This window comes from Streptomyces rimosus (assembly GCF_008704655.1).
Lineage (GTDB): Bacteria > Actinomycetota > Actinomycetes > Streptomycetales > Streptomycetaceae > Streptomyces > Streptomyces rimosus.
On the sequence record NZ_CP023688.1, the window covers coordinates 2,303,486 to 2,316,111 of the forward strand.

Sequence of the window (12,626 nt, forward strand, 5' to 3'; positions counted from 1 at the left end):
GCCTCGTCCGGGCATCAGCCGCGCAGCCAAGCCTTCAACGCGGCCCACCAGGACGTACGCCCCCTGGGCACGGGAGCCGCCGGAGGCGGGCCGGGCGGGGGCGTGGCCGGGGGCTCGGCCGCGGGCAGGGAGCCGTCGTGCGGGGTGGTGCCCGGCGGGCGTTCGAAGGCCGTACCGGCGGTCGCGCCGGAGTGCGCGGGCCGGGAGGCGCTGAACGTCACCGGAAGGCTGGTCAGATGGCGCGTCATCCAGCCCGACGTCCAGCGCAGCTCCTCCTCGGGGATGCGCAGCCGTACGTCGGGCAGCCGTGCCATCAGCGTGTCGATGCCGGTGTCGGCGATGGCGCGGCCGATGTTCTGGCCGGGGCACTCCTGCGGGCCGCTGCTGAAGGCGAGGTGCGAGCGGTTGCCGTGCAGCGGGATCGACGGGTCCGGCCGGACGGCCGGATCGTGGTTCCCGGCGGCCAGGCTGAGCAGCAGCATGTCCCCCGCCTCGATCTTCTGGCCGCCGACCTCCGTGTCCACCGCGGCCCAGCGGCCGGGGATGGTCATCAGCGGCGGTTCGCTCCACAGCACCTGCTCCACCACGTCGGGCAGCGTCATCTGCCCGCCGGCCAGCGACGCGTGGCACCGGGGGTCGGTCAGCACCATCCGCAGCGTGCTCTTGAGGAGGTTGACGGTGGTCTCGTTCGCGGCGATCAGGACGACCCGCAGGTGGTTCCACACCTCCTCGTCGGTCAGCCGGGAGGAGTGGTCGATCAGCCAGGACGTGATGTCGTGCCCGCGGGTGGTGTGCTTGCTCCGTACCAGCTCCATGAGGGTGTCCACGATGAACGCGTTGCTGGCCACCGAGGTCGCGGTGCCCGCCACCATGTCCCGGCTGGCCGCGACCAGCCGGGGCCCGTACTCGTCCGGCATGCCCAGGAGCTGGGTCAGCACGAGCATGGGCAGGTGTTCGCAGAACTCCTCGGCCAGGTCCGCCTCCCCGCGCTCGATGAAGCCGTCCACCAGCTGGTGGGTGAAGCGGGTGATGTGCCGCCGGATGCCCCGGCGGTTGAAGCGGTCCAGGCTGTCGGTGACGGCCAGGCGCAGCCGGTTGCGCTCCTCCCCGTCCAGGAACAGGCACACCGGCTGCCAGGCGATCATCGGGAGCAGCGGCGAGTCCGGCGGGACCCGCCCCTCCCTGAACCAGCGCCAGTTGCGCGAATCGCGGCTGAAACGGGCGGGCGTACCGGCGACCTCCAGGATCTCTCGGTAGCCGAGGACGAGCCAGGCGGGCAGGTCGCCGTCCAGCAGGACGGGCGCGACGGCCCCGTGCCGGGCGCGCAGGCGCTCGTACAGGCCCATGGGGTCGGCGGCCGCCTCGGGGCCGAAGAGCCGCGCCAGCCCGTCGGCGGCGCCGGGCCGGGCGTGTGCCGGGCACTCCGGAGGCGGCGTGGCGGCCCACGTGGTGCCGGGCTGTTCGGGAAAAGGGAAAGTCACCGTGGCTCCGGAGTCGTGGTGGTGAGGGTGTGCAGATAGCGCATGAGGGTCAGCAGACCGTCGCGGCTGGAGCCGCGTTCGCGGGCGTCGCAGTCGATCACCGGCACCTCGGTGGGGATGTCCAGGGCCTGCCGGAGCTCGGAGACCGGGTACGAGGGGGCGTCCGGGAAGGCGTTGACGGCGACGATGAAGGGCACGCCGCGCTCCTCCAGGCGGCCCATCACATCGAAGCTGTCCTCCAGCCGCCGGGTGTCGACGAGGACCACGGCGCCCAGCGCGCCTTCGAAGAGCCCGTTCCACAGGAACCAGAAGCGCTGCTGGCCCGGGGTGCCGAAGACGTACAGGACCAGCCGGTCGTTGAGGGTGATCCGGCCGAAGTCCATCGCCACGGTGGTCTCGCTCTTGCGCTCGACACCGGCGATGTCGTCCACGCCGGCCCCGGCCTGCGTCATGATCTCCTCGGTGGTGAGCGGTCTGATCTCGCTGACCGAGCCGACCAGGGTGGTCTTGCCGACGCCGAAGCCGCCGACGATCACCACCTTCACCGCCGTGCTGACCGACGCCGGCAGGACGTCCTCGCCCCGCGGGCCCACGACGGGTTCAGAGATTCTGTAGTCCATGCATCACCGCCTCCAAGAGTTCGATGTCGGGCAGCGACTTGGCCGGCACCGACGCCCGGGCCTCGACGTGGCCGCTCGCCAGAAGTTCCGTCAGCAGTACGGTGACCACGCTGACCGGCAGGTGGAGGTACGCGGAGACCTCGGCGACGGACAGCGGGTAGTCGCAGATGCGGACGATGGCGGCAAGCTCCGGCTGCATGCCGGGACCGGCCTCGCCGCGGCTAACGATCAACGTGACCATGTCGAGGGGGGTCTGCCGTCCGGCCGGTTTGCGGCCGGACGTGAGGACGTAGAGCCGTTCGGGCCCGCCCTCTTCCCAGGCCCGTCCCTTCTTCTGCTCCGGGTCGCTCATGGGATCTGCCGGTCGGACCGCGGCGGACTGGAGAGATGCTGGCCGATCCGGGCGACCAGGTCGCGCATCCGCTGCCCCATCAGGCCGGCGTCCACGTCGTCGTCGGCCAGCACCGCCAGATACGCTCCGGCGCCGGCCGCCATCAGGTAGAAGAAGCCGCCGTCGACCTCGACGACGACGAGTTTCATCCGGCCGTCGCGGTGCGGGAACTCGGCGGCGATGGCCGCCGACAGGCTCTGCAGCCCGGCGCACGCGGCGGCGAGGCGGTCGGCGGTGTCGGTGTCCGTACCGCACTGCGCCATGCACAGGCCGTCCGAGGACAGCACCACGACGTTGCGGGTCTGCGGGACGCTGGACGCCAACTCCTCCAGCATCCAGTCCATGTTGAGCCGCTGCTGTGTGGCCACTTGCTCACTCATCCTTATCTGCTGGCTCAGTCACTGTTCGCGCTCCGTGTCGCCCTGGCCCTCGGGACCGTGTGCCGGGGGCTCGTCCGGGGTCGCTCCGGAGGCACCGTCGAGGAAGGCGGACATCCACAGCCCGGCCGGCGGGGCCGGGGTGCGGGGTTCGGTGGCGGAGGGGGCGGCCTGCCGCGGCCCCGCCGACGGGAACAGGGGGCGGGTGGTGCGCCGCCTGCGCTGCGGGAGCCCGTTGGTGGTGCGCGGGGCGTGGGCGGGCACCGACTCGTCGGCGGCCGCCGTGGCGCGGTGCCTGGGGCCGCCGGGGTAGCGGGGCGGCGGCAGGCTGGGCGCCTTGGCGATGGCCCCGCCGGGTGCCGGGGTCACGGTGATCAGTTCGGGCGGTACGACCAGGACGACGCGCACGCCGCCGTACGCGGACACGCGCAGCGACACGGTGAAGTGGTTGGTGTGGGACAGCCGGCCGACCACCGCCAGGCCGAGCCGTGGCGACTCGCCCAGGTCGTCCAGGTCGAGTCCGCTGGTGGCGTGCTGCGCCAGGGACCGTTCGGCGCGGATCCGGGCCTCGTCGGTCAGGCCGAGTCCGGCGTCCTCGATCTCGACGGCCACCCCGGTCTGGACCTCGGTGGCGGTCAGGTGGACCCGGGTCTGCGGTGGTGAGTAGCGCGTGGCGTTGTCCAGGAGCTCGGCCACGGCGTGGATCAGCGGTTCGGCCGCGCGGCCGAGGATGCCGACGTCGGCCACCGAGTGCAGATCGACGCGCTGGTAGTCGGTGATCCGGGACATGGCCCCGCGCAACACGTTGAACAGCGGGATGTCCTTCTGCCACTGCCGCCCCGGGCGGGCGCCGCCGAGGACGGCGATGCTGTCCGCCAGCCGGCCGATCAGCGCGGTCCGGTGGTCCAGGTGCAGCAGGTCGTGGAAGACGTCCGGGTCCTGCCCGTGCTTGTCCTCCAGCTCGCGCAGTTCCAGGGCCTGTTGGTGCACGATGGCCTGCACGCGCCGGGCGATGTTGACGAAGGCCCGGCGGGCGGAGTCGCGCAGGTCCTCCTCCGCGTCGACGGTCTGGAGGATGTAGCGCACCACCGCGTGGTGCGCGGTCTCGAACCGGGGGCTGACCCGGGACACCGGTCCGGTGGTGCGCAGCACGTCCTCGATGGACGTGCCCTGCTGGAGCCTGGCCAGGGCCTCGGGCAGGGTCTCCTTGGCCAGCCGGACCGTCTCGGTCTCCTGCTCGGCGAGCAGCCGTTGCAGGAATGCCTCTCGTTCGGCGTACTGCTTGCGCAGCGCGTCGATCGCGCGGCCCCGGCGGGCCGCCTCGGCGGCCGCGACGGCGACGGCCGCGGTCGCCAGGACGCCGATCCAGGCGGCGTGGGCGCGGGCCACCGGCGGCAGCAACGACACGGCCACGGCCGTACATATGGCCAGCAGGGCGGGTGGCAGCAGCCACGGTGCGGTGGCGGCCGGCCCCGGCCTCCCGGGTGGCGAATCAGCACGAGCCATCGGCATCCTCAGAGCGCTAATGGAAGGGACAGGGCGTCATACGCGGCGTTCTCGGGTGGAAAGGCAGCGGGAAGACAAAAGGCGACGTGCCGCGCGCGAAGCCGGGTCCCAGGACGCCCGTGCCCTCGTGCGGCGGCGGCTTGGCGACAGCCGTCGGCGGCTTGTCGCAGCCGTCACAACTCGCTGCGCGGCAGGAAGCATAGTCCGGGCGGAATGGCTCTGTGGGGCATGTGCATACACCACATGAATGTACTCACGTACGATATTCAGAAGAATCGTTTGGCGCTGGTATTTCTCCGGCACCGCGAAATGCGGACGCCGCTGACCTGCACCGACAGGAATTCTGCGGTCTTTCGGGGCGTACGTCGGCGGGCGAAAAAGACAGAAGTGCCCGCACGCCGGGAAAAGCGTGCGGACACCGGTCTTCCGCGGCCGGTCCGGTGGATTTCACCGCCCGGCGATCGCCGGCCGCCTCATCCGCCGGACCGGTGCCGGTGCTGCCCCCGGCTGCTCTGCGCGTGCCGGGCCGCGGGCTGGGGGGCGCCGGCGAGGTCGAGTTGGCGTACGAACTGGTGGAAGCAGAGCAGGACGGTCAGCGGCGGCAGGCCCGCCACGGCGATGCCGGACGGCGAGGGGTGGACGCGGGCGATGCACAGCATCATGGCGACGGCGGCGAAGAAGATGACGACGGCCCAGGAGTGCAGGGTGCGGCGCCGGTGGACGCGGGCGCGGAGGATGGACAGGGTGGCCACCACCCAGGGGCCGTAGATCAGCAGCGGCCACAGCGCCGCTACGTCCGACGGGGCCACGCCGTCCGCGATGGCGCGCAGCGGCGGGTAGGACGCCACCGCGCCCAGCGCGGAGACGGCGATCCCGATCACCGCTGTCAGCAGCACGGACGACGCGCTGAGCAGCCGCCGCCAGGTCCAGGCGACGCGTCCGGCGCCGGGCATCGCGCGCGCTTCGGCGGCCTGCGGGCCGGGGGCGGCGGGCACGGTGGGCGCGGCGGGCCGGTGGGCGGACTCGGCGTGCGGGTAGGCCGTCTCGGCGTACGGGTAGCCGGCCTCCGCGTGCGGGTAGCCGGCCTCCGCGTGCGGGTACGCGGGTTCGGCAGGCGGGTGGACGGCCTCGGCGTGCAGGTACGCGGGTTCGCCGGGCCAGTACACGGCCCCGCCGGGCGGGAACAGGGGATCCGGGCCGTCGGGCACGGCGGGCTGCTCGGCCGTGTCCCACAACTCCGCCATCTCGGGACCGAGTTCTTGTACGACGGCGGCGTCCCACCCGTCGTCGATGATCTCCCGCACCAGGGGCAGGTCGTGCGCGAACGGCACGCCCGCGCCGCCGGGGAAGGAGACGGCCTCCTCCGTGCTCTGACGTGGCAGCCGGTGCCGGCCGGTACCGGGAGGCACGGGGACCCGCGGGATGTCGTTCACTGCAGCTCTCACTGGAATCGGTGGTGGCCGGTGGACAGGGGCCGGCCGACGCGCCGCCCTCGGGGGCGGCGGGCGCCGGGGGTGCCGTTACCGGTCGTCGTCGCTGCCGTCGAGGGTGGCCAGCAGCTGTTCCAGCAGGTCGCCGGTGTACTCCAGCCGGACGCGCTGTCCGGCGCGCAGCAGGTGGACGTCGGGCCGGACGCCGGGGGTGGCGCGCGGCACGGTCGCGCGCAGTTGCCAGGCGCCGAGCTGACGGGTGGGGGAAACGCTCGTCTCGGTCATACGTCGTCAACGAACAGGCGTCGAGGGGGGTGACTGCGGCATACGGGCGAATCAGAATTAAGATAACTAATTCCTCATAACGGCTCTCCGGGACGAACCGGAAGCAGTCGCACGGTCACGAGTCGACCAGATCCCGCGCCGCGCGGCCGCTTCATCGGACCGCCATCCACTCAGGCGCCGCTGACCAGCACCAATACCATAAGCGGAGAGTTACGGACATAACGCCAGGAACCCCGGCGACTCGGGCGCGTTTCCCGACCCGTTCGCCGCCACGGTGAACCTCGCGTACGCACAGATGGACAGCACCACAAGTTTCCTTCACCCCAGTTGAAACACGCCACTCACCGGGCTAGGGTTCCTACGCCGTGCCTCAACCGTGCCGCACACCCGAACCGCCGGACGTCAGCGCAGAGTTGACATCGGCGGTACGAGCCCCCGCACGACCGCCGGACGCCCCGGCCGAGGCCCCCCACCGGCACCCTTTCAGGACGACGCGTCCCGCCGAGGGCCGCGGACACTGCGCCACCCCTTGCACCGGAGCCGATCTGTCAGCAGCGGGCGAAAGGAAGAGCGACGACCATGGAGTTCCGCGCCCTGGGACCGGTCGACCCCCGGGCGCGCCCGTGCATCACAAAGGGGCGTGCCTCATCGGCCCGTTGGGCGGGACGGGTCCGCCGGGAGGCCGGCGGAACCGCCGGGCGGAGCCGGTGTCCCGACGGTGGCGATGATGCTGAACAGCGCCGGCTCGCCCAACTCGCCGCAGAAGGCGCGTGGTTGCGGGTCGCCTGTCGTCTGTACCTGTTGCGGCAGCACCCCCACCCACGGCAGTTGACCGGCTCCCCTGCGGCCGACACTGCCGAGGCTCCCGCAGACCGGCCATGACCTACCGGGCCATACGGGCCGGGCGCGCGCCCCGATTCCCGTCGCACGGCGTCCGAGAATGGGCGACTTGGCCTTACGCATATTCATCCGCCCGCCATCGGAACGCAACATGAACGGCGCCCGGAAGGAGGTATTCCACAGCATCCCGCACGGCATTGCGGTCGCTGCGGGGCGGCCCCTCTTACACACGTACGACCGAAAACGGAAAACCACCGCTGCCGCATTATTGACGCCCCGTCGAATGCCCTTTACGTGATCTTTCCGGGTCGCCCGAACGGGTGATTCCTGTGCTACTCTTCCGCATGCTGCCCGGTATTGGCCAGCTCGCTTTCCACGGCATTCCAGCACGCTCGGCCCGACGAAGCAGCTCCACCATGTACATCAAGGGGGATGATTGTGCAGCGGATCGTTTTCACGCCGGAAAGCCTTGCGAAGTTACGGCTGGCGCCCCGCCCCGAGCAGTTCCGGGAGACCCTGTTCGCCCTGGGCATGCTGAGCACCGGCAGCGGCGGCGCACCGTTCAACGCCTGGCGAAGACGGGTGGGGGCATGGGCCGGCGCGGGCGGCATCGTCGGACTGGCCCGTACGGTACGCACCTTCCCCGACCTTTACCGCGTCGCCGAAAAAGCCTCCGCCGAGGACACCTCCGCCCGGACCGCCACCGCGACGGTACCCGCCGCGTTCAAACCGCGGCTGCTGAAGGACCTGGAGGCTTTTCACCGGGTCGCGGTGGCGCCCTACTGGTCCCGGATAGCCAGTCATCTGGAGGCGGACCGCAATGTCCGCGGCCAGATCACGCTGAGCGGCGGCATCGACCAATTGCTCGGCACCCTGCACCCGGCCATCCGCTGGGACCCGCCGGTCCTCGAAGTGCCCGGCGAGGGCGAGGACATCAAATTGGAGGATTCCGGACTGCTTCTCGCGCCGGCCTTCTTCCTCTTCTCCCGCGCACCCGTGCTCATCGAGCAGCGCGCCGGTCTGCCGCCCCTGCTGTCGTATCCGGTTCCGGTCAAGCAGGACTGGAGTGACGAGCCGCAGGGCGCGGGCGCCGGCAGCGATCAGGCGCTGCGCGCGCTCGTCGGCCGGACCCGGGCGGCGGTGCTCCAGACGCTGACCCTGACCTGCACCACGACGCAGGTCGGCGAGCGGGTGGGGATCTCCACCGCCGCCGCCAGCCAGCACACCGCCGTGCTGCGCGCCGCCGGGCTGATCAGCACCCTGCGCACCCTCAACAAGGTGCAGCACACCCTCACCCCCCTCGGCGGGGCGCTGCTGCGGGGCGAAATGACCTGATCCGCGGCTGGCGGAAAAGGGCCCGGAGGCTAGCATTCCGGGCCCATATCGGGGGTGAAGGTTACTGCACCCTCCCCCTGCTGCCAGCATCATGGTGCTTACCGACCGCCGCATTGTAGTTTTGGTCCGTGGGCCTGGCAGGGCCCCACGCCGACGAAGGCCGGGGGCCGGATTGTGCGGGTGAATCAGTGATGGGGGGATTCGAGGGTTCGCCACCTCCTTTTGAATCTCAGGAATACGCGGTCACGCTCGACAACGTCTCGAAGAGATACCCGGAAGCGGAACCGGGCCGCCGCGCTTTGGACGATCTTTCGCTGGGCGTGCGGAAGGGGCGGTTCTGCGCCGTGATGGGGCCCCCGAAGTCCGGGAAGACCACCCTGTTGCACTGCATGGCCGGCCTTGTGCGCCCGTCCTCCGGAACGGTCCGGTGGGGCCACGCCGAAGCGGATTCGATCGGTGTCGTGCGCACCGACGACCTTCCGCACCCCGGCGCCAGTGTCCGCGACTTCGTCTCCGCGCGGCCGGAGGGCCCGGAGCGCAGCGACCGCGAGGTGCGCAACGCCTGCCGGCTCGCCCGGCTGTGGCCGCGGCGCCGTGACGTACGGGAACTGACCCCGGTCCAGCTGAAGAAGGCCACCCTGGCCCGCGCGCTCGCCGACTCCCCTCGTTTGCTGCTGGTGGACGAACCGCCCTGTACGGCCGGTGAGGAGCATTCGCGGGTGCTCGGGGACATCGTGCGCCGGGCCGTACGGACCCTGGAGGTCACGGCGGTGATGGCGACGGACGATCCGCTCGCCGCCTCCCGCGCGGACAGTGTCGTCTTCCTGCGGGACGGCCGCCTGGTGGACGCGGTGGCGAAGGCGTCGGTCGAGGAGATCACCGACTGTCTGCAGTTCCTCGGCGAGCGCTGAGGCGCGGACGGCGGAGTCCCTGCCCCGCCGCGGGCACGGCGCCCGCGGCAGCACGTACGGGAACGGGGCGTACGGAAGCGGTCAGCCGCCGAGCGCGCCCGCCAGAGCCGAATGCGCCGGTGCCGGCTCGCGGTCGGAGCGGATCGGGTAGAAGAGCATCGGGCCGGGGCGCAGCGGGGTCTGCCGGATGAGCACGGTGATCCCGGGCGAGAGGAAGAAGGACGGGGCGATCGTCAGGCCCACCCGGTCCAGGCTCAGATTGCCGCCCTGGCCCGGTACTTCGAGGCCGGCGGCGGACCAGTGGACCTTCGGGTGGAGGCTGCCCAGCAGCCCGTCGGCGCCGTGCTCGCGCAGCACGGTCAGCCGGGCCGCGCGGTCGCGCTCCAGGCTCCGGGCGATCTGGTCCCAGTAGGGCGCCACACAGGCGTGGTAGAAGTGCCGCAGCGCCTCGGTCACGCGGTTCGGGCGGGCGCCGGCCGGTGCCGCCCCGCCCCAGTGGTCGCGCTGCACCATGCGGTCGATGTCGGGGAACGGGCGGATGACCTTGGCCAGTTCGGTCAGACGCCTGGCCGGCGGCCGGTGGCCGACCGCCCGGCGCCAGCGCTCGACGTCCGGTCCCCCGCCGCCGGAGGCCAGCAGCTCCAGGGCGAAGAGGGTTTCCCGGATGCGGTCGGCCTCGGGCAGGATGCGGGTTCTGCGGAGGCTGTCGGTGGTGAAATGAAGGTGCGGCACGGGTCCCCCATGAACTCAGTCAGCGTCGGCGCCGCGGTCCCGCGGGGGGAGGGTGAGGGGTGTCCGGGGACCGGGTCCGATGCTGTGCTGCCGGTGCGTCGAAATCCTGAAGTGTTCAACTTCAACAGGGACGACGGTACGCGGCGGCCCGGTGGGCAGCAGTAGAGCTCATGCCCGTTCGCTGGTGCAGTTCTCTGCACCATCCGGAACCGTTCCCGGGCGTGCCGCAGGGCCCGGCGGCGCCACTCCCGTCTCACGGTACGGGGGTGGGCCGGCCGGCCCCGGATCGCGTGGCAGTGCGCGGGTGGCACCTGGTGGGGCCGCCCTCAGATGGTGATGATGACGTTGATGACCACGGCCACGGCGACGATGGCGGCCACCACCCAGGGCCACATGGGGCGCTCCTGGGACGGCTTCCAACCGGTGGACTCCGGCATGACTGCTCCTGACGCTGGTTCGTACGGTGATGAGGGGTCCGGGCCCCTCGGGCGACGGGGGACACCCAAGGGGCCCGGCGGTGAGGCTCTGGTGGCACAGGCACCCGGGGTGCCGCCGCCGAGCCCGGTTCAGGGGGGCTGCTTTTCGGGGGACTACTTGTAGTCGTCGCGGTTCAGACAGGTTTTCCGGAGGTCTTCGAGCAGTGCGTTCTGATCGGCGATGTATCCGATCACGGTCCGGCTCGAACCCTTCCCCTTGACTTCCGCGCCGCGCATTTTCCGGGCGGTTTCCTTGATGGCCGTACGGAGCTTCTCGTCCGACGCCTGGCCGGCCATGGAGTCCAGTTCGTCGGCGCGTTCCCGGATTTCCTTCTTCGTCTTCTCCACGTCGTCCGGGAACGGATTGGTGAAGGTCTTGCCCACGATCCGCGCGCACAACTCCACGCGGTTGGCGGTCTTCGTGCTGACATCCTGGCAGCCGCCGGCGCCCACGGTCAGTGCCGCCGCGGCGAGGACCGCGGCCGCCACGGCGCCCGTCCGGGTACGGCGTCGGCCGCCGCCCCCGGCGCTCGGTTCCTTCGGTATCACCTGCCGGCCTCCCTGTCGTGGTCCAGCGCGGTTGGCGGACCTTTCTGCGATGTCTCCATGCTGCGCCGCCGGGCGCCGCCGCGCAGTGGGACAGGCTCCCCAATCGAGGTGCAGAGAACTGCACCAGGGCGGCCGTGCGTACCGCCGGTCCGGGGGCGGGCGCCGGGCCCGAAGTGCGCACGGCCAGGCGTATTTCGCGTCGGCTTAAAGACATGGTGATCCCGGGTTCCAGGCCGCAGGCTGGGGGCCGGCCGCGAATACGCGGCCGGTGAGGTGACGGAGGAGAGGTCCCATGGGTTCACCGATGACTCTGGCGGCGAAATTGTGGGAAAGCCACGTCGTCAGCTCGCCGCCCGGTGGACCGGACCTCCTGTACATCGATCTGCACCTGACCCACGAGGCGACCTCGCCGCAGGCGTTCGACGGTCTGCGGCTGGCCGGGCGGTCCGTACGGCGGCCGGAGCTGACGCTGGCCCTGGAGGACCACAACGTGCCGACCAGCCCGCTGGCCGTCGCCGACCCGGTCAGCCGTACGCAGCTGGAGACGCTGCGCCGCAACTGTGAGACGCACGGCATCGAGCTGTACTCCCTCGGGCACCGCCGGCAGGGCATCGTCCACGTCGTCGGGCCCGAACTCGGTCTGGTGCACCCCGGTATGACCGTGGTGTGCGGTGACAGCCACACCTCGACGCACGGCGCCTTCGGTGCGCTGGCCTTCGGCATCGGCACCAGCGACGTCGAGCATGTGCTCGCCACGCAGTGCCTGGAGCTGCCGCGCCCGAAGACGATGGCGGTGGACTTCGACGGTGAGCTGCCCCGTGGGGTGGGCGCCAAGGACCTGGTGCTGGCCCTGATCGCGGAGATCGGGCCGAACGGCGCGCAGGGGCACATGGTCGAGTACCGCGGCGCGGCCGTACGGGGCCTGTCCATGGAGTCCCGGATGACGCTGTGCAACATGAGCATCGAGGCGGGCGCGCGGGCCGGTCTGGTCGCGCCGGACGCGACGACGCTCGCGTACCTCAGGGGCCGGCCGTACGCGCCGGGTGCCGCCCACTGGGACGCGGCCGCCGCGCACTGGTCGACGCTGCACAGTGACCCCGGCGCGCGCTTCGACCGCTCCGTACGGATCGATGTCTCCGCGCTCACCCCGTGGGTGACGTGGGGCACCAACCCGGCGCAGGCGGCGCCCCTGGCCTCCGAGGTGCCCGCCCCGGACGCCTTCGCCGATCCGCTGGAGCGCGCCTCGGCCCAACGCGCCCTGCGCTACATGGACCTGGCCCCGGGCACTCCGCTCCGCGACATCCCCATCGACGTCGTCTTCCTCGGCTCGTGCACCAACGGGCGGCTGGAGGACCTGCGGGCCGCGGCCTCCGTGCTCAAGGGCCGCAGCGTCGCCGACAGCACCCGTCTGCTCGTCGTCCCGGGCTCCATGGAGGTCCGCGCGGAGGCCGAGGCGGAGGGGCTGCACGAGGTCTTCCTGGCGTCCGGCGCCGAGTGGCGCTCCCCCGGCTGCTCGATGTGCCTGGGCATGAACACCGACCGGCTCGTCGGCACGGTGCGCAGCGCGTCCACGTCCAACCGCAACTACGAGGGCCGGCAGGGCGCCACCGCGCGCACCCATCTGGTCTCGCCGGAGGTGGCCGCCGCCACGGCGGTCACCGGCCGGCTCGCCGCCCCCGCCGACCTGGCATGA

General features: G+C 71.7%; 12 protein-coding genes. 3 read left to right on the forward strand and 9 right to left on the reverse strand.

Annotation, left to right across the window (positions count from 1 at the left end; all coding sequences use genetic code 11):
• Positions 1–14: 14 nt before the first annotated feature.
• The 7 genes from CP984_RS09455 to CP984_RS09485 form a co-directional block, all read right to left on the reverse strand.
• Complete coding sequence (locus tag CP984_RS09455; protein WP_003985359.1) at positions 15–1,481, reverse strand: cytochrome P450; 1,467 nt, start codon at positions 1,479–1,481, stop codon at positions 15–17.
• Positions 1,478–2,101, reverse strand: coding sequence for a GTP-binding protein (locus CP984_RS09460; RefSeq protein ID WP_030181793.1), 624 nt, complete (start codon positions 2,099–2,101; stop codon positions 1,478–1,480). Before CP984_RS09460 ends, CP984_RS09455 begins: the two co-directional genes overlap by 4 nt.
• Positions 2,082–2,453 carry a DUF742 domain-containing protein gene (locus CP984_RS09465; RefSeq protein ID WP_003985357.1) on the reverse strand — a complete coding sequence of 124 codons (372 nt, stop codon included), beginning with the start codon at positions 2,451–2,453 and terminating at the stop codon, positions 2,082–2,084. The genes CP984_RS09460 and CP984_RS09465 overlap by 20 nt, the downstream gene beginning before the upstream one ends.
• The gene (locus tag CP984_RS09470; protein WP_032915423.1) at positions 2,450–2,872 is read right to left on the reverse strand and encodes a roadblock/LC7 domain-containing protein; all 423 of its coding nucleotides are present in this window, start codon (positions 2,870–2,872) and stop codon (positions 2,450–2,452) included. Before CP984_RS09470 ends, CP984_RS09465 begins: the two co-directional genes overlap by 4 nt.
• A gap of 18 nt (positions 2,873–2,890) precedes the next feature.
• Positions 2,891–4,375, reverse strand: a complete 1,485-nt coding sequence (locus CP984_RS09475) for an ATP-binding protein (RefSeq protein WP_043976876.1) — start codon at positions 4,373–4,375, stop codon at positions 2,891–2,893.
• A 473-nt stretch (positions 4,376–4,848) separates the two neighbouring features.
• Positions 4,849–5,808: a DUF2637 domain-containing protein gene (locus tag CP984_RS41990; RefSeq protein ID WP_003985439.1), complete on the reverse strand. Its 960-nt coding sequence runs from the start codon at positions 5,806–5,808 to the stop codon at positions 4,849–4,851.
• 87 nt (positions 5,809–5,895) lie between these two features.
• Complete coding sequence (locus tag CP984_RS09485; protein WP_003985440.1) at positions 5,896–6,090, reverse strand: hypothetical protein; 195 nt, start codon at positions 6,088–6,090, stop codon at positions 5,896–5,898.
• Positions 6,091–7,368: 1,278 nt separating this feature from the next.
• On the opposite strand from CP984_RS09485, the gene CP984_RS09490 reads away from it, so the two are divergent.
• Both CP984_RS09490 and CP984_RS09495 read left to right on the forward strand, forming a co-directional pair.
• The gene (locus CP984_RS09490) at positions 7,369–8,265 is read left to right on the forward strand and encodes a helix-turn-helix domain-containing protein (RefSeq protein WP_003985441.1); all 897 of its coding nucleotides are present in this window, start codon (positions 7,369–7,371) and stop codon (positions 8,263–8,265) included.
• 191 nt (positions 8,266–8,456) lie between these two features.
• Positions 8,457–9,176: an ATP-binding cassette domain-containing protein gene (locus CP984_RS09495; protein ID WP_078575278.1), complete on the forward strand. Its 720-nt coding sequence runs from the start codon at positions 8,457–8,459 to the stop codon at positions 9,174–9,176.
• Positions 9,177–9,257: 81 nt separating this feature from the next.
• Here CP984_RS09495 and CP984_RS09500 read toward each other — a convergent pair whose 3' ends face one another.
• Entirely contained in the window at positions 9,258–9,908 is a 651-nt protein-coding gene (locus tag CP984_RS09500) for a hypothetical protein (protein ID WP_003985443.1), read from the reverse strand.
• 590 nt (positions 9,909–10,498) lie between these two features.
• Positions 10,499–10,873 (reverse strand): hypothetical protein, encoded by a 375-nt coding sequence (locus CP984_RS09505; protein ID WP_125521794.1) that lies wholly within the window; start codon positions 10,871–10,873, stop codon positions 10,499–10,501.
• A 352-nt stretch (positions 10,874–11,225) separates the two neighbouring features.
• Here CP984_RS09505 and leuC point away from each other — a divergent pair, with 352 nt between their 5' ends.
• Positions 11,226–12,626, forward strand: a complete 1,401-nt coding sequence (gene leuC, locus CP984_RS09510) for a 3-isopropylmalate dehydratase large subunit (protein WP_030181808.1) — start codon at positions 11,226–11,228, stop codon at positions 12,624–12,626.

Bases quoted from the DNA above. Each gene is read 5' to 3' on its own strand.
- CP984_RS09460 (WP_030181793.1), bottom strand. From the start codon at position 2,101: ATGGACTACAGAATCTCTGAACCCGTCGTGGGCCCGCGGGGCGAGGAC.
- CP984_RS09465 (WP_003985357.1), bottom strand. From the start codon at position 2,453: ATGAGCGACCCGGAGCAGAAGAAGGGACGGGCCTGGGAAGAGGGCGGG.
- CP984_RS09470 (WP_032915423.1), bottom strand. From the start codon at position 2,872: ATGAGTGAGCAAGTGGCCACACAGCAGCGGCTCAACATGGACTGGATG.
- CP984_RS09475 (WP_043976876.1), bottom strand. From the start codon at position 4,375: ATGGCTCGTGCTGATTCGCCACCCGGGAGGCCGGGGCCGGCCGCCACC.
- CP984_RS09485 (WP_003985440.1), bottom strand. From the start codon at position 6,090: ATGACCGAGACGAGCGTTTCCCCCACCCGTCAGCTCGGCGCCTGGCAA.
- CP984_RS09495 (WP_078575278.1), top strand. From the start codon at position 8,457: ATGGGGGGATTCGAGGGTTCGCCACCTCCTTTTGAATCTCAGGAATAC.
- leuC (WP_030181808.1), top strand. From the start codon at position 11,226: ATGGGTTCACCGATGACTCTGGCGGCGAAATTGTGGGAAAGCCACGTC.